The 17,718-nt window shown below is 72.2% G+C and carries 15 protein-coding genes; 8 read left to right on the top strand and 7 right to left on the bottom strand.

The window, feature by feature from the left end:
* The first annotated feature begins 94 nt into the window (after positions 1 to 94).
* Together ACFWBW_RS24340 and ACFWBW_RS24335 are read left to right on the top strand one after the other, a co-directional pair.
* Complete coding sequence (locus ACFWBW_RS24340; protein WP_385375903.1) at positions 95 to 856, top strand: esterase/lipase family protein; 762 nt, start codon at positions 95 to 97, stop codon at positions 854 to 856.
* Between the two features lie 170 nt (positions 857 to 1,026).
* Positions 1,027 to 2,730, top strand: a complete 1,704-nt coding sequence (locus ACFWBW_RS24335) for a peptidoglycan DD-metalloendopeptidase family protein (protein WP_385375900.1) — start codon at positions 1,027 to 1,029, stop codon at positions 2,728 to 2,730.
* A gap of 81 nt (positions 2,731 to 2,811) precedes the next feature.
* On the opposite strand, the gene pcrA is transcribed toward ACFWBW_RS24335, so the two are convergent.
* The gene (gene pcrA / locus ACFWBW_RS24330; RefSeq protein ID WP_385375897.1) at positions 2,812 to 5,340 is read right to left on the bottom strand and encodes a DNA helicase PcrA; all 2,529 of its coding nucleotides are present in this window, start codon (positions 5,338 to 5,340) and stop codon (positions 2,812 to 2,814) included.
* A gap of 180 nt (positions 5,341 to 5,520) precedes the next feature.
* Between pcrA and ACFWBW_RS24325 the strand changes: the two genes are divergently transcribed.
* From ACFWBW_RS24325 to ACFWBW_RS24310, 4 genes are all read left to right on the top strand, one after another.
* Positions 5,521 to 6,585 (top strand): NlpC/P60 family protein, encoded by a 1,065-nt coding sequence (locus tag ACFWBW_RS24325; RefSeq protein ID WP_385375894.1) that lies wholly within the window; start codon positions 5,521 to 5,523, stop codon positions 6,583 to 6,585.
* Positions 6,586 to 6,911: 326 nt separating this feature from the next.
* A complete protein-coding gene (locus ACFWBW_RS24320; RefSeq protein WP_385375891.1) occupies positions 6,912 to 7,436 on the top strand; it encodes a hypothetical protein in 525 nt (174 codons plus the stop codon).
* Between the two features lie 108 nt (positions 7,437 to 7,544).
* Positions 7,545 to 8,204 carry a class F sortase gene (locus ACFWBW_RS24315; RefSeq protein ID WP_385375889.1) on the top strand — a complete coding sequence of 220 codons (660 nt, stop codon included), beginning with the start codon at positions 7,545 to 7,547 and terminating at the stop codon, positions 8,202 to 8,204.
* Between the two features lie 137 nt (positions 8,205 to 8,341).
* Positions 8,342 to 9,436, top strand: a complete 1,095-nt coding sequence (locus ACFWBW_RS24310) for an NlpC/P60 family protein (protein WP_385375886.1) — start codon at positions 8,342 to 8,344, stop codon at positions 9,434 to 9,436.
* A gap of 51 nt (positions 9,437 to 9,487) precedes the next feature.
* Here ACFWBW_RS24310 and ACFWBW_RS24305 read toward each other — a convergent pair whose 3' ends face one another.
* Positions 9,488 to 10,183: a response regulator transcription factor gene (locus tag ACFWBW_RS24305; RefSeq protein WP_243333471.1), complete on the bottom strand. Its 696-nt coding sequence runs from the start codon at positions 10,181 to 10,183 to the stop codon at positions 9,488 to 9,490.
* Entirely contained in the window at positions 10,180 to 11,475 is a 1,296-nt protein-coding gene (locus ACFWBW_RS24300) for a PspC domain-containing protein (protein WP_385375883.1), read from the bottom strand. Before ACFWBW_RS24300 ends, ACFWBW_RS24305 begins: the two co-directional genes overlap by 4 nt.
* 131 nt (positions 11,476 to 11,606) lie before the next feature.
* Here ACFWBW_RS24300 and ACFWBW_RS24295 point away from each other — a divergent pair, with 131 nt between their 5' ends.
* Together ACFWBW_RS24295 and ACFWBW_RS24290 are read left to right on the top strand one after the other, a co-directional pair.
* Positions 11,607 to 12,992 (top strand): PspC domain-containing protein, encoded by a 1,386-nt coding sequence (locus ACFWBW_RS24295; RefSeq protein WP_385375880.1) that lies wholly within the window; start codon positions 11,607 to 11,609, stop codon positions 12,990 to 12,992.
* Positions 12,979 to 13,203 carry a hypothetical protein gene (locus ACFWBW_RS24290; RefSeq protein ID WP_385375877.1) on the top strand — a complete coding sequence of 75 codons (225 nt, stop codon included), beginning with the start codon at positions 12,979 to 12,981 and terminating at the stop codon, positions 13,201 to 13,203. The genes ACFWBW_RS24295 and ACFWBW_RS24290 overlap by 14 nt, the downstream gene beginning before the upstream one ends.
* On the opposite strand, the gene ACFWBW_RS24285 is transcribed toward ACFWBW_RS24290, so the two are convergent.
* From ACFWBW_RS24285 to guaA, 4 genes are all read right to left on the bottom strand, one after another.
* A complete protein-coding gene (locus tag ACFWBW_RS24285; protein ID WP_385375874.1) occupies positions 13,149 to 13,679 on the bottom strand; it encodes a DoxX family protein in 531 nt (176 codons plus the stop codon). The two genes, ACFWBW_RS24290 and ACFWBW_RS24285, sit on opposite strands and share 55 nt — an antisense overlap.
* Positions 13,680 to 13,697: 18 nt before the next feature.
* Positions 13,698 to 14,954, bottom strand: a complete 1,257-nt coding sequence (locus tag ACFWBW_RS24280) for a hypothetical protein (protein WP_385375871.1) — start codon at positions 14,952 to 14,954, stop codon at positions 13,698 to 13,700.
* Between the two features lie 102 nt (positions 14,955 to 15,056).
* On the bottom strand, positions 15,057 to 15,839 hold the full coding sequence (locus ACFWBW_RS24275; RefSeq protein ID WP_385375868.1) for a class II aldolase/adducin family protein: 783 nt from the start codon (positions 15,837 to 15,839) through the stop codon (positions 15,057 to 15,059).
* Positions 15,840 to 15,974: 135 nt separating this feature from the next.
* Positions 15,975 to 17,561: a glutamine-hydrolyzing GMP synthase gene (gene guaA / locus ACFWBW_RS24270; RefSeq protein WP_266905358.1), complete on the bottom strand. Its 1,587-nt coding sequence runs from the start codon at positions 17,559 to 17,561 to the stop codon at positions 15,975 to 15,977.
* Between the last annotated feature and the right edge of the window lie 157 nt (positions 17,562 to 17,718).

Raw genomic sequence — 17,718 nt, 5'->3', positions numbered from 1 at the left:
TCACACGTGGGATGGCGTACCACCGCTCCGCGCCGACAGCCGCACGGCACGGGGCGGTCGGACGCCCCGGTCCCAAGACGCTAGGGGGGCCGTCATGGGGCTGACCATGTCCGGGGCCGCGCTTCGGGCGGGCGTACTGGAAGTCATCGTGCTCGGCGGGCACATCCTGCTGTATCCGACCGGGGTACTGCCGGAGCGACCCGCCACCGCCACCCACGAGCGCCCGCCGGTGGTGCTGCTCCACGGGTTCACCGACAACCGCTCCGTCTTCGTCCTGCTGCGCCGCGCCCTCGGGACCGGCGGACGGCGGCAGGTGGAGGCGTACAACTACTCCCCCTTCACCCGCGACCTGCGCTCCACCGCCCGGCATCTCGGCCGACGCGTCGAGGAACTGTGCGAGCGCACGGGGCAGGACCGGGTGGACCTGGTGGGGCACAGTCTCGGCGGGCTGGTCGGGCGGTACTACGTCCAGCGCCTCGGCGGCGACGCGCGCGTCCGCACGCTCGTCACGCTCGGCACCCCGCATTCCGGCACCCGCGTGGCGCCCTTCATGGACGCGCACCCCCTGGTCCGGCAGATGCGCCCGGATTCCGAGGTGCTCACCGAACTCCGCGCGCCCGCGCCCGGTTGCCGGACCCGGTGCGTGGCGTTCTGGAGCGAGTTCGACGAGCTGATGGACCCGACCGGGACGGCCCGTATCGAGCACCCGGACCTGCTCGTGGAGAACGTGCAGGTCACCGGCATCGGACATCTCGCCCTGCCCGCGCACCCCACCGTCATGGCGGCGGTCCGGCGCGCGCTCGACGGACCCAGGCCGATCGCCCTCCCCCACCCCGGCGCCACTTCCGTCGCCTGACCGTCCGACCGTCCGACCACCCGACCGTCCGACCGTCCGACCACCCGACCGCCCGACCGCCCGACCGCCCAGAGTCCGCCTCGACCGCGGGATCGAAAACCGACCTCCAGTCGAACATTTTTCGAACTCAAGGCCAAGGGTGGGTCTTCGGCCGACCGAAAGGCGGCCGAATGCCCGGTTCCGCCGAGCACAAAAGCCTCCGAAGATTGTCGTTGCGTGTAACCGCCGGGTACAGTCACGCCACTGCTCTCCTCCGAGGACCCCACATTCCTCGGCCACCCAGGCCCCCCGCTGCCGAGGCGAAAGAGAAGTTGGTGAACGACCGCCCTTCGTCGGGCCAGTACCCCGATTTTGGGTATGACGGCCTTTCCACCACCACTTTCGCTGGCGATTCAGCCTATGCGTCCTACGAAACGCAGGGCCAGGGCTACAACTACGGCGCCACCTATGGTTCCTACGACACCGGTTCGTACGACAGCACAGCGTGGGTCGCCCCCCAGAACGGCTATGCGCAGCCGTCCGTCGACGGATACGCCGACTACGACGGCTACCTCTCGACCGTCCCCACCCAGGGCGGCGTCTCCATGGACTACCAGTCCACCGCCTTCGGCTACGAGACCTCTGCCGCTCAGACCGGTCACTGGTCGGTCCCCGGCTACGGGACCGAGACCGGCGCCTACGACGCCACCGCCTGGAACACTGCCTCCGAGCAGACCTACGGGTACGGCGGTTACGAGCAGCAACAGCACCAACAAGTCCCGGAGCAGGCACAGGACCAGGCCCACGGCCAGGCCCACGCCCAGGTCCACGAGCAGCAGTACACCTACGACTACGGGTACGAGGTCTACGCCGCCACCTCCCCGGAGGTCCTGGCCGAGGCCGGGTCCGGGTCCGACATGACCTACACCGAGACCGCCGTCTTCGAGTTCCTCCCCGCCGATGTCGATACCGATACCGATGCCGATGGCATGGATGCCGGCGCGGTCGCGGATGCCAAGGTGCACGATCTCCCCACCCAGGCCATGCCCGTCACGCCGGCCGCGCCCGCCGAGCCGCGCCCCTCGCGCCGCGCCGGCTCGAAGCCCGGGTCCAAGCCCGTCGCCAAGGCGAGTACCGCCAAGGCCGGCGGCAACAACCGCCGCCGCACTCCGGCCAAGCGCTCCGCGCTCCTGACCGTGGCCGTTCCCTCGGCCTGCGTGATGGGTGTCGCGGGTGTCGCCGCCGCCTCCGTGGGCGGGCTCACCGGTACGGAGAAGCCGTCCGAGGAGACCACCACCCTGGCCGCCCCCGACCCGGCGTCCATCAAGCCGGTCGCGGCGAACAGCAAGCTCGACACGCAGCTCACCGCCCTCAGCGCCGACGCCGGCGACTTCGCGGACCGCGCGAGCCGCACCCAGGAACGCATCGACCTGCGCATTCGCCAGGACGAGGAGAAGAAGCAGAAGGCGGAAGAGGCGGCGGCCAAGGAAGCGGCCCGCCCCAAGTTCGCCCTCCCCGTCGCACGGCACGGCCTCAGCGCCGGCTTCGGCCAGGCGGGCGTCAACTGGATGTCCGTGCACACCGGCATCGACTTCCCGGTCTCCTACGGGTCTTCGGTCATGGCCGCCACCGACGGCACCGTGCGCAGCCAGTGGAACCCCGCCTACGGCAACATGGTGATACTCACCGCGCCCGACGGCACCGAGACCTGGTACTGCCACCTCAGCAGCGCCAAGATCCGCTCCGGCAAGGTCAAGGCCGGCGACGTGATCGCGTACTCCGGCAACTCCGGCAACTCCACCGGCCCGCACCTCCACTTCGAGGTACGACCGGGCGGTGGGTCCCCGGTGGACCCCCAGTCGTGGCTGCGCGCCCACGGCCTGAACCCGAACTAGAACCGAGCACGAACGCGGAAGGGCCCCCCCCCTCGGGGGCGGGCCCTTCCGCGTTCGTGGGGCCGTCCTGCGTACCGCCCGTCAGAGCTTCTGCACCGGCGCGTACCGCAGCAGCAGCCGCTTCGGCTTCTCGTCCCCGAAGTCGATGGTGGCCTGCGCGTCGGCGCCCGCTCCCCTGACCTCCATGACCGTGCCGAGCCCGAACTGGTCGTGCGTGACCCGGTCCCCGACCACCAGCGCGATGACCGGCTTGTCGGAGGCCCGCCGCGTGGCGAACCCCGACGGACCCGACTTGGTGCGCGACGAGGACAGGAAGGCCTCCGGCGAGGTGCCGAACGAGGCCTTCGACCCGCCCGAGCCCGAAGACCCGTACCCCGAGCCCGAGCTCCGCATGGGGCCCGCCGGCTTCTGTGCCGCGCCCGTCCGCTTCCACTGCAGGTACTCGGCGGGGATCTCTTCCAGGAACCGCGACGGCGGGTTGTAGGAGGGGGTGCCCCACGCGCTGCGCATGCTCGAGCGGGTCAGGTACAGCCGCTCGCGCGCCCGCGTGATGCCGACGTAGGCGAGACGGCGCTCCTCTTCCAGTTCCTTGGTCTGGCCCAGCGCGCGCATGTGCGGGAAGACCCCGTCCTCCATGCCGGTCAGGAAGACCACCGGGAACTCGAGGCCCTTGGCGGTGTGCAGGGTCATCAGGGTGATGACCCCGTTGCCGTCGGTGTCCTCGTCCGGGATCTGGTCGGAGTCGGCGACCAGCGCGACCTGCTCCAGGAACTCGGCGAGGGTGCCGGGGCCCACCGGCGGGGCGCCGTTCTCGGCGGCCTCGGCCGCCGCGGCTTCCCTGGCCTGCTCGAATTCCAGTGCCACGGCGGCGAGTTCCTGGAGGTTCTCGATGCGCGTCTCGTCCTGCGGGTCGGTGGAGGACTGGAGCTCGGCGAGGTAGCCCGTACGCTCCAGGACCGCTTCCAGGACCACGGCCGGGCCGGCGCCCGAGTCGACGATCGTACGGAGCTCTTCCATCAGCACGTTGAAGCGCTTGACGGCGTTGGTCGAGCGGGCGGCCATGCCGAAGGCCTCGTCGACCCGGCGCAGCGCCTGCGGGAAGGTGATCTTCTCGCGCATCGCGAGCGCGTCGATCATCGCCTCGGCGCGCTCGCCGATGCCGCGCTTGGGCACGTTCAGGATCCGGCGGAGCGGGACGTTGTCCTCGGGATTCGACAGGACGCGCAGGTACGCGAGGACGTCGCGGACCTCCTTGCGCTCGTAGAACCGGACGCCGCCGACGACCTTGTAGGGCAGTCCGACGCGGATGAAGATCTCCTCGAACACGCGGGACTGCGCGTTGGTCCGGTAGAAGATCGCGACGTCGCCGGCCTTGGCGTCGCCCGCGTCCGTCAGCCGGTCGATCTCGTCGGCGATGAACTGCGCCTCGTCGTGCTCGGTGTCCGCGACGTAGCCGGTGATGACGGCGCCGCTGCCGGCCTCGGTCCACAGGTTCTTCGCGCGGCGGTTCTCGTTGCGCTCGATGACCGCGTTGGCGGCGGACAGGATCGTCTGCGTGGAGCGGTAGTTCTGCTCGAGCAGGATCGTGGTCGCGTCCGCGTAGTCCTCTTCGAACTGGAGGATGTTGCGGATGGTCGCGCCGCGGAAGGCGTAGATCGACTGGTCGGCGTCGCCCACGACGCACAGCTCGGCGGGCGGCAGGTCCGGGTAGCCGGTGCCGACCAGCTCGCGCACCAGCGTGTACTGGGCGTGGTTGGTGTCCTGGTACTCGTCGACCAGCACGTGCCGGAAGCGGCGCCGGTAGTGCTCCGCGACGTCCGGGAAGGCCTGGAGCAGGTGGACCGTGGTCATGATGATGTCGTCGAAGTCGAGCGCGTTGGCCTCGCCGAGGCGCCCTTGGTACATCGCGTACGCCTGGGCGAGGGTCTTCTCGAAGCCGTCGGCGGCCTGCCCGGCGAAGGCGTCCGCGTCGATGAGCTCGTTCTTCAGGTTCGAGATCTTGGCGCTGAAGGCCTTCGGCGGGAACTTCTTCGGGTCCAGGTCCAGGTCGCGGCAGACGAGCGCCATCAGGCGCTTCGAGTCGGACGCGTCGTAGATCGAGAAGGACGAGGTGAAACCGAGCCGCTTCGACTCGCGGCGCAGGATCCGCACGCACGCACTGTGGAAGGTGGAGACCCACATGGCGTTCGCGCGCGGCCCGACCAGGCCCTCGACGCGCTCTTTCATCTCACCGGCGGCCTTGTTGGTGAAGGTGATCGCCAGGATCTGCCCGGGGTGGACCCCCCGCGCGCCCAGCAGGTGGCCGATGCGGTGCGTCAGCACGCGCGTCTTGCCGGAGCCGGCGCCGGCCACGATGAGCAGCGGGGAGCCCGCGTGCACCACGGCGGCACGCTGCTCCGTGTTCAGCCCCTCCAGGAGCGCCGCCGGGTCGATGACGGGCCTGGGGGCCCCGTCCCGGTAGTACGCGTCCCCGTGCATGGGCGCGTCGAACCGGCCCCCGAAGAGATCGTCCGCGCCCGTCTCCGGGGCGGCGTGGTCTTCGGGCGGCGGGGGGACCTCTTCGGAGGGGGAGAGGTCGGTCAGGAAGCTGTCGTCAAAGAGGCTGCTCATCGCCTTCCGAGTTTAGAGGGCGGGACCGACAGCCGGTCCCGCCCCCGGAAAATCCCGGTCCCCGCACGGAAAAATTCGGCGGCATATGCCCTGCGAACCCCTGTCGCCCCCTCCCGCCCCCTTCCGAGTCGCTCGCTGCGCCGCTAGCGTGCTCCGCCAACCGGAAGGAGGTGCCGGCCCGTGTACACGTACGGATTCCCCTCGTCCCACCCCTCCCCCCACCACCGCAAGCCGCGCACCCGAAGACATCCGCACGCCCCCGCCGCGGTCGTCACGACCGCGGCCCTGTCCTCCTTGGGTCTGCTCCTGCCCCACCAGGCCGCGGCGGCTCCGGCGCCCCGCCCCTCGGTGGAGGAGGTACGGACCCGCGTGGACGGGCTGCACCGGCTGGCGGGCACGGCCACCCAGGCCTACGACGCGGCGGCCGGGCGGACCGAGGAGCAGCGGGCCCTGCTGTCGGCGCTCATGGACCAGATCGCCGGCACCACGCAGAAGCTGAACGAGGCCCGCCGGCTGCTCGGCAGCCACGCCGCCGACCGGTACCGCGGCTCCGGCGGCCTCGGCGGGACCGCGACGCTACTGCTCAGCGACGATCCGCAGGCCTTCTTCGCCCAGACGCACCTGCTGAACCGGCTCGGCGGCCGCGAGGACGCGCTGCTCACCCAGTACACCCGGGCCAGGGCGGAGACGGCCGGCAAACGCCGGGAGGCGGCCGTGGCGGTGGCGGACCTGGAGCGGGCGCAGGAGGAGCTGCGCGGGCGCAAGCAGGAGGTGCAGACCCGGCTCGCGGAGGCGAACACCCTGCTGGCGCGGCTCACCGCGGCGGAGCGGGCGCGGGCCCTGGCCCCCCGGGCTCCCGCCGCCTCGGGACCGCGGCCCTCGGACTCCGCCGCGTCGGCTGCGGGTGCCAAGGCGGTGGCCTTCGCCCGGGCCCAGCTGGGAAAACCGTACGTCTGGGGCGCGACGGGCCCGCGCTCGTACGACTGCTCCGGCCTGACCCAGGCCGCCTGGCGGGCCGCGGGGATCACGCTGCCGCGCACCACATGGGACCAGGTGAAGGCGGCCCCGCGGATCACGACGAAGGATCTGCGCCCGGGGGACCTGGTCTTCTTCTACTCGGACATCAGCCACGTCGGGATCTACATCGGCGGCGGCCGCATGATCCACGCCCCGCGGCCGGGGACGTCCGTGCGCGAGGACTCGGTCTACTACCAGCCGATCTACGGGAGCGTCCGGCCGGGGTGAACGCGTCGGCGGCCACGGATCCGTCCATCGGCGCCCGTTGGCGTCCGTTGGCGTCCGTTCGAGTCCGTTGGAGTCCGTTGGCCGCCCCCTCGGCGCGTCCGTCACTCAGCGCCACCATGCGGCGGGCCGTCCGGCGTGCCGCTCACCGTCCGTATCAGAGGAGTTGGCGCGGCGCCCGCCAACTCACTCCCGCCGTTGGTCCGTTCGTGCCGTTCGATTCGCAGGTTCCGCCAACCGGGCCTAGCGTCTAGCACATCGAGGAGCATTTCCTGCCTTTTGCGGACAACCTGTTCGCGGTTGCGCCTCGGGGACCCGGAGGATTCACCATGCGTTCCATACGTGTCGCGTCCGTAGCCCTGCTGTCCACCGCCGCCTTCGCGCTCGCCGCGCCGTTGGCCTCGGCCAACGACGGCGGGACCACGCCCAACGTCACGTCCTTCGGCTTCACCGTCTCCCCCGCCACCGTCGCCCCGGGCGGCACCGTCACCCTGAACGCCACCAAGTGCCAGGAACCGCTGGTGAAGGTCTCCTCCGGCATCTTCGACGCGGTCGAGCTCAACGAGGGCAAGCCCGCCACCGTCAAGGTGGACGCGGACGCCAAGCCGGGTGCCCAGTACGAGGTCACCTTCGACTGCAAGGGCGAGAAGGGCACGACCACCCTCACGGTCGCGGGCCACTCGACCGGTACCGGCACCGGCACGACCACCCCCTCCAAGGGCGTCAAGGCCGGCCTCGGCGGCGGCGCCGCCGGGCTGAACGGCACCGAGATCGCGGCCGGTTCCGCCCTGCTGGCCGGTGCCCTCGGCGGCGGCGTGTTCCTGATGCGCCGCCGGGCGGGCGACAGCGCCTGACCGCCGGACTCCTGACCGCCGGGCCCGTCCGACCCGCCCCTGGCGACCGGACGGGCCCGGTCCAGTACCGGCCCCCGAACCCCGAGCACCACCGAAGGAGCACGCATCATGCCCCGCCCCCAGGAGCGTACGAGGCCTCGCGGCGGCTGGGGCGTCGTTGCCGTGGTCGCCCTCAGCGGCACGTTTCTCCTCACCAACGGGCTCGAACTGAACGGCGGTCCGCCGCAGCCCGCGCAGGCCGCCGTGCTGGTCAGCGACCCGGCCCACGACGAGGCCGCCCGCCGCCTCCCGCCCGCCCCGCAGCCACTGAAGCCCTCCCCGCCGACCCGGATCCGGATTCCGGCCGTACAGGTCGACGCCCCCGTCACCCGGGTCGGACTCGACGCAGAGGGCTGGGTGGACGCGCCGCCGCCGCAGGACCGGAACCTGGCCGGCTGGTACGAGGGCTCCCCCGCCCCGGGCGCCCAGGGCACGGCGGTGATCGACGGCCACGTGGACAACAAGCAGGGTCCGGCCGTCTTCTACACGCTCGGCTCGCTGGGGCAGGGGCAGCACATCGAGGTGGACCGACAGGACGGCCGTACCGCCGTGTTCACGGTCTACGGCATCGAGGTCGTCGGCAAGGACGACTTCCCGGCAGCGCGGGTCTACGGCTCCAAGGGCGCCCCTGAACTCCGCGTGATCACCTGCGGCGGCGGCTTCTCGAAGAAGGGGGGCTACGACGGCAACGTGGTCGTCTTCGCCCGCCTGACGGAGATCCGCGGATAGCGGTCGGCCACCGGCAGACGCCCGACCAGGCAAGTCCGGTCACGTCCGGCCACTTTCGATCATCTCGTCATCTTCCCGTTACCTTCGGGTCTAGCGTCCTCCCCCAAGCACCGATGGAGGAAGGACGTGAGGCCCTCGTGGCCAGTCATCGAAAGCCCAGGCAGCGCCCGCTCACCGGCGGCACGGCACGGAGCTCCGTACGCACCACCGCCGCCACCCTCGCCCTCGCGGGCGCTGCCACCGCCACCGCGTTCGAAGGCACCTCCCAAGCCGATCCGCAGCCGACGCCCTCGCAGGTGAAGGCCGAGATGGACCGGCTCTACGAGGAGGCCGAGGCCGCGACGGACCAGTACAACGGGGCGAAGGAGAAGGCCGACGAGGCGCAGCGCGCGCTCGACGGGCTGCGGGACGAGACCGCACGCAAGACCGACCGGCTCAACGCGGCCCGCAGCGCGCTCGGTTCGCTGGCGGCGACGCAGTACCGCAGCGGAACGCTGGGCGCCGCCGTACAGCTGGCGATGTCCGACGATCCGCAGGAGTACCTGAACCGGGCCGCCCTCATCACCCGGGCCGGGAACCGCAACGCGGCCGACATCTCGGCCGTGCGGCGGGGGCTCGACGAGGTCGGGAAGCTCAAGGACCAGGCGGCCGGGCGGCTCGCCGAGCTGCGGGACCGGCAGCGCGAACTCGCGGGCCACAAGGTCGAGATCGAGGAGAAGCTGACCGCCGCGCAGCGGCTGCTGGCCAAGCTGACGGCCGAGGAGCGGGCGGCCTACGAGGCCCGCTCGGCCGGCCCCGCCCCGGCCGGCCCCGCCCCGAGCGGCCCCGCCACCCAGGCACCGCCGCCCTCCTGGGGGCACCTCCCAGCGGTAGCTGGGGGAGGCTCCCGCGCGGCCCGCGCGGTGGCGTTCGCGTACGGGGCGATCGGCAAGCCGTACGTGTGGGGCGCGACGGGCCCGGGCTCGTACGACTGCTCCGGGCTGACCCAGGCGGCGTGGCGGGCGGCCGGGGTGTCGCTGCCGCGCACCACCTACACGCAGATCAACGCGGGACAGCGGGTCTCCCGCGGCCAGCTGGCCCCGGGCGACCTGGTGTTCTTCTACTCCGGCGTCACACACGTCGGCATGTACGTCGGCAACGGCCAGATGGTGCACGCCCCGCGCCCCGGCTCCACGGTCCGCCTCGCGCCGATCGACTCGATGCCCTGGGCCGGAGCCTCCCGGCCGGCTTGACCGGGGCCCGGACGATCGGGGCTCAGGCGACCGGGGCTCAGGCGACCGGGGTCAGATCAGCCGGCGGGCCGTCGCCCAGCGGGTGAGCTCGTGGCGGTTGGAGAGCTGGAGCTTGCGCAGCACCGCCGAGACGTGCGATTCCACGGTCTTGACCGAGATGAACAGCTGCTTGGCGATCTCCTTGTACGCGTACCCGCGCGCGATGAGCCGCAGCACCTCGCGCTCGCGCTGGGTGAGCCGGTCGAGGTCCTCGTCGACCGGCGGCGCGTCCGTCGAGGCGAAGGCGTCGAGCACGAAGCCCGCGAGGCGCGGCGAGAACACCGCGTCCCCGTCCTGGACGCGGAAGACCGAGTCCACCAGGTCGGTGCCCGTGATCGTCTTGGTGACGTAGCCGCGGGCGCCGCCCCGGATGACCCCGATGACGTCCTCGGCCGCGTCCGACACCGACAGGGCCAGGAACCGTACCGGGTCCTCGACGGCGCCCATCAGCGGGGCGCAGCGGCGCAGCACCTCGACGCCGCCGCCACCGGGCAGGTGCACGTCGAGGAGCACCACCTCGGGTCGGGTGGCGGTGATGACGGTGACGGCCTGGTCCACGTCGGCGGCCTCGCCGACGACCTCGACCCCGGTCCGCTCGGTCTCGCCGATCTCGGCCTGCACCCCGGTGCGGAACATCCGGTGGTCGTCGACGAGCACCACCCGGACCCTCCTGGTCACGCCGCCGGTGCTCGCGCTGTCCTCGGTCATGCTGCCTTCGCCGCCCTCTCCATCTCCAGCTCGACTTCCGTGCCGCCGTCGGGCGCGGACCGCAGTCGAGCGGTCCCGCCGTTGCGCTGCATCCGGCCGATGATCGATTCTCGTACGCCCATCCGGTCGTCCGGTACCGCGTCGATGTCGAAGCCGGGTCCGCGGTCCCGTACGGACACGAACACCGTCTGGCCCTCCACCTCGGCGTACACCTGGACGGGGCCGCCGTCGCCACCGTACTTGGCGGCATTGACCATCGCCTCGCGCGCGGCCTGCATCTGTGCGGCCAGCTTGTCGTCGAGGGGGCAGTCGCCGACGACGACCACCTCGATCTGGACCCCGTGGTGGTCCTCCACCTCGGCGGCCGTCTTCTTCACGGCCTCGGCGAGCGTCGTGGGCTCCTCGCCCTCGTCCTTGCCGGTGCCCTCGGGCTTGTACAGCCAGTTGCGCAGCTCCCGCTCCTGGGCGCGGGCAAGACGGCGCACCTCCCCGACGTCCTCGGCGTTGCGCTGGATCAGGGTGAGGGTGTGCAGCACGGAGTCGTGGACGTGGGCGGCCACCTCGGCGCGCTCCTGGGCGCGGATGCGCATCAGCCGCTCTTCGGAGAGGTCCTGGGTCATCCGGATCAGCCAGGGTCCCGCCAGGAGGGCGACGCCGACGAGGACGGCGAGGGTGGCGGTCAGTACGTTGCCCAGCTGGGCGGCGGAGCCGCGGACCACTATGAAGACGGTCAGGCCCACGCCGACCAGGGCGACGCCCGCGAGGGCGCGGGCGGCCTGCAGCAGCCGGGCGTGCCGGCCGGCGGCGGCGTTCCAGTGGGCGCGGCGGGCGTTGTCGGCCTGGCGCCAGACGAGGACCACGCCGGCTCCGACGAGCAGGGTCGGCCACACGTACCGTCCGGAGCTGCCGCCGACCTGGACCTGGGAGATGAAGATGCCCGCGCCGACGCACAGCGCGATCAGGGCGAGGATCTGGCCCCGCTCGGGCTTGCGCAGCCGGCGGGTGCCGTCGGGGAGGGTGTCGAAGTAGGAGCGGTGGCCGCTGCGGCCTCCGATGCCGAGCGGTACGAAGACCCAGAACGCGGCATAGAGCAGCATGCCGAGGCCGTCGCCCCACATGAACAGGCCGAGGAAGGTGAGCCGGACCCAGACGACGGGCAGGCCCAGGTGCCCGGCGAGGCCGCGCGCGACTCCGCCGAGCATCCGGCCGTCGGCGCTGCGGTAGAGCTTGCGCTGCGGCGTTTCGTCGGAGTCCGGTGCGTACGGCGTGCGTGGGGCGGCTGCTACGGGCATGTCACCGATGGTCACACGCTCGCGGCGGCCGTGGCATCAGGGCAGCCCCCCAGTTCTCTCGGGGGGATATCAGGGTTGCGCCAGGGTAGATCCGGATGCCCGCGGCGGCGGCGGACCGTCACCATGTACGCATGACCGAAGTACACGATTCCCCGCCGCCGGACGCAGGAGCCGGCAGGAGTGCGGCCGGCGCGAGCGCCGGCTCCGCTTCCCCGCTCGCCGAGCGCCCTCCCCTGCGCCGCGGCAAGCGCGACAAGGTGCTCGCGGGCGTGTGCGGCGGTCTGGGCCGGTACTTCGGTCTCGACCCGGTGATCTTCCGGATCGTGCTCGGTGTCCTCGCCGTCACCGGCGGCGTCGGCCTGATCTTCTACGGCTTCGCGTGGCTGCTGCTGCCCCAGGAGGGCGAGGAGGACAGCGAGGCGAAGAAGCTGCTGACCGGCCGGGTCGAGGGCTCGACGCTGGCGGCGGTCTTCGCCGCACTGGTGGGCTGCGCCCTGTTCCTGTCGATGCTGGACAACGGCGGGCTGGCGGTCTTCTCCGTCCTGGCCGTCCTGGCGCTGGGCGCCGCGGCGTACTGGTCGCAGCGGCGGCGGAGCGGGCCCGGCGCGGCTCCCGAGGAGAAGGCCGGGGCGGGCGCCGAGTTCGTGTACCCGGCGGCCACCCGCACCGGGCACCGCACCGCGCACAGTCCGGCGCCTCCCGAGACCCAGGCGCCGCCCGCGCCCGGGGGCCCGTCCTGGTGGCGGGATCCGCTGGTCAAGGACGGGACCACGGGGCCGGTCGGCTCGACGGGGTACCTGTGGGGACCCGAGGACTCGGCCGGGGTCGTCCCCGGCGGCCCGGCGGCGGCTCCGCCGTCCGGGGAGCGCCTCCCCTGGGAGCGCCGCGGCGGCATCGGCGGCCGGGTGTTCGTACTGGCCGCGCTGGCCGGGAGCATCGCCACCGCCGCGGTCTGGGAGGGCAGCACCCTGAGCCACGCCCTGCAGGTCGGCTTCGCCGCCGCCCTCGCCGTCTTCGGCCTGGGGCTCGCGGTGAGCTCGGTCAAGGGCCGCACGGGCTTCGGCACCATCCTGCTCTCGGTGATCACGGCCGTCCTGCTGGCCGGGTCGGTCGCGCTGCCCAAGGACATCAGTACCGACTGGCGCGTCGTGGACTGGCATCCGACCGCGGTGGCCGAGGTGGCGCCGGTGTACGAGGCGGGTACCGGGCTCGCCACCTTGGACCTCAGCCACGTGGACGTGCCCAAGGGCACCACCGTGCCCGTTCGCGCCTCCATCGACGCGGGCCGGCTGCGGGTGATCCTCCCGAGGGAGGTCACCGCGAAGACGGTGGCGACGATCAGGCTGGGCGACATCCAGATGCCCGGCGACACCGGCGAGGACGTACGCATACAGAGCCAGGACGAGACACGGAGGGCGACGCTGCCCCCCGACTCGGGCACCACGGCAGGCGGCACGATCGAGCTGCACCTCAGCGCGGGTGTGGGACAGGTGGAGGTGACCCGTGCGGCGTCATGAGTTCCAGCCGGGACGGCTGATCGCGGGACTGGTCCTGATGGCGGCCGGGGTGCTCTATCTCCTCGGCGCGGCGGGTGAGGCCGATCCGCCCTGGTTCTTCGTCCTGATGATGACGGCGGGCGGTCTCGCCTTCGCCGCCGTCGCCGGGCTGGTGACCTACGCCGTGCGCCGCGACCGGCGCGAGGGCATCACCGAGTCCAGCGAGAGGTAGGGCGCCCCCGCGAGGATCAGCGGGGTCCAGGCCATGAGGTAGATCAGGTCGTTGCCGTAGTAGTAGGGGGTCACCGCCCAGGACACGGTGAGCCAGAGGCTGAGCGAGATCAGGGCCCCGCCGACGGCCGCGATCCGGGTCAGCAGCCCGGCCAGGACCCCCAGGCCGACCAGGAGTTCCCCGACGGCCAGGGCCACGGCGAAACCGACGGGCGCCTTCAGCGCCAGGTCCACCAGGGCCGGGATCGCCGAGGTGTCGCGCACCCCGTTCATCAGTTCGCCGATGGAGCCGCTGCCGCTGGCCCTGAGGAACGCCGAGTCGGTCAGCTTGTCCAGGCCGGCGTAGACGAAGGTCACGCCGAGGAAGATCCGCAGGGGCAGGAGCGCGTGCCGGGAGGCGAGCTCGCGCAGGTCACGCAGGCGACTCAGGCCGGTAGGAGCGTCAGGGGCGCCGGAGGGGACGTCAGTTCGGGTCACGCGCTATGTGTACCCGCTTCACTCCGCCACGTCGATGGTGCACCGGTTTGATTCCACCCCCGCGGCGGTGACGACCTGGATCTCGATCCGCCCCGGCTCCACTTCGGCCGGGACGGGCACGGTCAGTACGGCGTCGGACGGGTTGGTGAAGCCGCCCGCCACCGGGACCAGCGGTACGTGCACATGGACCGCACCCACCCGGACCACCAGCCGGGCCAGCATCTCCGGCGTCTGCGCCCCCGGCGGGACGAAGCCCACGCCGCGGATCTCGATGTCGTCGCCGGGGCGGATCGCCGCGTCCAGATCCCCGGGCTCGCGTCTGCGCACCACCGACAGGACCAGCGGGCGGCTTCCCTCCGCGTACTTCGCCGCCAGGTACACGGCCGCCGACAGCGCCACCAGCAGCGCCAGCGCCCATGGCAGCGCCGGCAGCCGGTCCGGGAACCGGGCCAGCGAGACCCCCGCGAAGGCCAGCACCACCGTGGAGACCAGGACGTACTGGGCGTCCGGGAAGGAGCCCCGGCCCGCGTCGTCCGTCAGCAGGTCCGCCCCGGTCGGGCGGTCCGCCGGCAGCTTCTGCAGCCGCTGCCCCATGATCCGTACGGAGACCACCCGGCGCACCAGCACCGCGACCCCCGAGGTCAGCCCGAGCACCGCCAGCAGCGGCAGCGCCCGGTCGAGCGCGAGTCCCGCGTACAGGGCCTGGCGCTCGGGTCCCGGCGAGGAGGCCGCGAGCCGCAGAGCGGGCAGCAGCGTCGCGAAGGCGGTGAGCACCAGCCAGGCGCTCGGTACCGTCTTCGAGGTGGACAGCCGGTTGTCCTCGCCGACCAGCGGGGCCAGCAGACCGCCCCGGAGCGTCTGCGCGCGGGCCGCCACCGTCAGCAGGGCGGCCAGGGCGAGCGCGGCCAGCAGCCCGGCGGTGCGCGTCGTGGACCAGCCGGTGCCGAGCGCGGTGCCGACCTGGACCAGGAGCAGCACCCCCGCGGCGATCCACACGGCGAGGACGGCCCGCCGGGAGAACAGGTAGAGCCAGGAGCTGCCCGCCTCCCGGCCCCGGTCGGCGACCGTCCGGGCCGACAGGGTCAGCTCGTCGGAGACCCATTGCCGGGAGGCACCCAGCGAGTGGGCCACGGCGGCCGGCACCCCTTGCCCCGAGGCGAACTCGTCGCGCTTCTCCAGGAACGCTGCGACCGCGCGGCGGTGCCCCTCTCGTGTGCAGTCCTCGCAGGCACAGGCCGCGGTATGGGTGCTTCTGGACATCTCTTGGACAGCCACGAACGTGCCGCCTCTCTGAACTACGGTGCAGTGCCAGCGAATTGTGCACCACTGCGGCAGTGTTCCGGATTGCGCACGATGTCAGAGCAGGTGATTAACCGTTCATGATGTTGACGCACCCGCATCCGCGGCCTCCAGCAGCGGCTGACAGTTCACCCACGCCGCCAGATCCGACCCGAACCGCTCCCGGGTCGCGAGCGCGCTGTGATGGCTGATGAGCACCGCTTTCCCGGCCGCCCGCGCGATCAGCTGCACCTGCGCGGCCCGTTCCGCCGCGATGAACCACCAGGCGGCCGCCTCCACCGAGTCGCCGACCGTCAGCAGCCCGAGGTTCCGCAGGACCAGCGCCTTGTAGGGGCCGAGCGCACCCGCGATCCGCTCGCCGTCCCCGTCACCCGCGTACTCGTCGAGCAGTGCGTGGTCCTCGTAGAAGGCGCAGGCCTCCTGGGTGACGGGGGCGAGCAGTTCGCCGAGCGCGGCGAGCGCCCTGCCGTACGGGGCCTGCGTGCGGACGACGGCCACCACGGCGGGCCGGGCCCGGTGGACGGCCGCGTGCACCGCGAAGGCCAGCTGGTTGACCCTGCGCTCCCCCTGGCGGACCCGCCCCTCCCCGTCGACGAGCAGCAGGTCGTCGGGGCCGATCGCGGCGAAGGCCCGGCCGAAGGGGTTCACCCAGTAGCAGTCCTCGAACTCCGGGTCCCGGGCGCTGACGTGCCCGCCCACCCCGTCCTCGTACCCGAGCCGCCCCAGCAGCCGCAGCGCCCCGGCGAGCCGCTCCTTGCGGTGGGCGCGCTCCTCCCCGGCGGTGGCGAACACCGGCGGCATCTCGAAGCCCAGCCGCTCGACGGGCACGGGTGCAGGTGCGGGTGCGGGTCGCTCGGTCATGGCCCCTCCTTCAAGGTCGCGGCGCAAAGTACCGGCGACCGGCCGAAGAGGCCATACACGCGGCGAGGCCGCCGCTCCCTGCGCGGGAGCGGCGGCCTCGTCACGTACGACTGCGCCCGGGCGGGCGAGTGGGGACTACTCCCACTCGATGGTGCCCGGGGGCTTGCTCGTGCAGTCCAGGACGACACGGTTGACGTCCGGCACCTCGTTGGTGATGCGGGTGGAGATCCGCGCGAGCACCTCGTACGGCATGCGCGTCCAGTCCGCGGTCATCGCGTCCTCGGAGGAGACGGGGCGCAGCACGATCGGGTGGCCGTACGTACGGCCGTCGCCCTGGACGCCGACGCTGCGGACATCGGCCAGCAGGACGACCGGGCACTGCCAGATCTCGCGGTCCAGGCCGGCCGCCGTGAGCTCGTGGCGGGCGATGGCGTCGGCCTCGCGGAGCAGGTCCAGGCGCTCCTTGGTGACCTCGCCGACGATGCGGATGCCGAGGCCGGGGCCGGGGAACGGCTGGCGCTGGACGATCTCGGCGGGCAGGCCGAGCTCCTGGCCGACCATCCGGACCTCGTCCTTGAACAGCTGGCGCAGCGGCTCGACGAGCTCGAACTCGATGTCGTCGGGGAGCCCGCCCACGTTGTGGTGGGACTTGATGTTGGCGGTGCCGGTGCCGCCGCCGGACTCGACGACGTCCGGGTACAGGGTGCCCTGGACCAGGAAGGCGACCGCCGGGCCGTCCTCCTGGAGGATCTCCAGCTGGGCAGCCTCGAAGACGCGGATGAACTCGCGCCCGATGATCTTGCGCTTGGTCTCCGGGTCGGAGACTCCGGCCAGCGCGTTCAGGAAGCGCTCCTGCGCGTCGACGACCTTCAGCTGCACGCCGGTGGCGGCGACGAAGTCCTTCTCGACCTGCTCGGTCTCGCCCTTGCGCATCAGACCGTGGTCCACGTAGACGCAGGTGAGCTGCGAGCCGATGGCCTTCTGGACGAGGGCCGCGGCGACCGCGGAGTCCACGCCGCCGGACAGGCCGCAGATGGCGCGCTTGTCGCCGACCTGCTCGCGGATGAGGGCGACCTGCTCCTCGACGATGTTGCCGGGGGTCCAGGTGGGCTGCAGGCCGGCGCCGCGGTAGAGGAAGTGCTCCAGGATCTGCTGGCCGTGCGTGGAGTGCATCACCTCGGGGTGGTACTGCACGCCGTAGAGCTTCTTCTCGTCGTTCTCGAAGGCCGCGACCGGGACGACGTCGGTGGACGCGGTGACGGTGAAGCCCTCGGGAGCGGCGGAGCAGGCGTCGCCGTGGGACATCCACACCGACTGGTTCTCGGGGGTGCCCTCGAAGAGGGTGGATCCGGCCTTGGAGACGGCCAGCGGAGTACGGCCGTACTCGCGCGAGCCGGTGTTGTCGACGGTGCCGCCGAGGGTGACGGCCATGAGCTGGAAGCCGTAGCACATGCCGAAGACGGGGACGCCGGCCTCGAAGATCGCGCCGTCGAGCTGGGGGGCGCCCTCCTCGTACACGGAGGACGGGCCGCCGGAGAGGATGATCGCCTTCGGGTTCTTGGCGAGCATTTCGGCCACGGGCATCGTGCTGGGCACGACCTCGGAGTAGACCCGTGCCTCGCGGACGCGGCGAGCGATGAGCTGCGCGTACTGGGCGCCGAAGTCGACGACGAGAACCGTGTCCGGGGCGCTGTCGTGGGTGGCGAAGGTGGCTTCTGGCACGGGGCAGGCCTTCCGGCGGAAAGAGGGGGTTGTTTTGTCGATTCTAACGGGGGACGGATACCCCTCTTCGTCTCACCGTCCGAACCGGCTTGGCACGGAGCGGGACAGAGGGTCATAATCCCTCCATGCGCAAGCAGCTGAGCTTCCTCTTTACCTA

The sequence above is a fragment of the Streptomyces sp. NPDC059957 genome (genome assembly GCF_042730015.1).
Taxonomy (GTDB): domain Bacteria; phylum Actinomycetota; class Actinomycetes; order Streptomycetales; family Streptomycetaceae; genus Streptomyces.
This window is presented reverse-complemented; position numbering and strand designations above follow the sequence as displayed.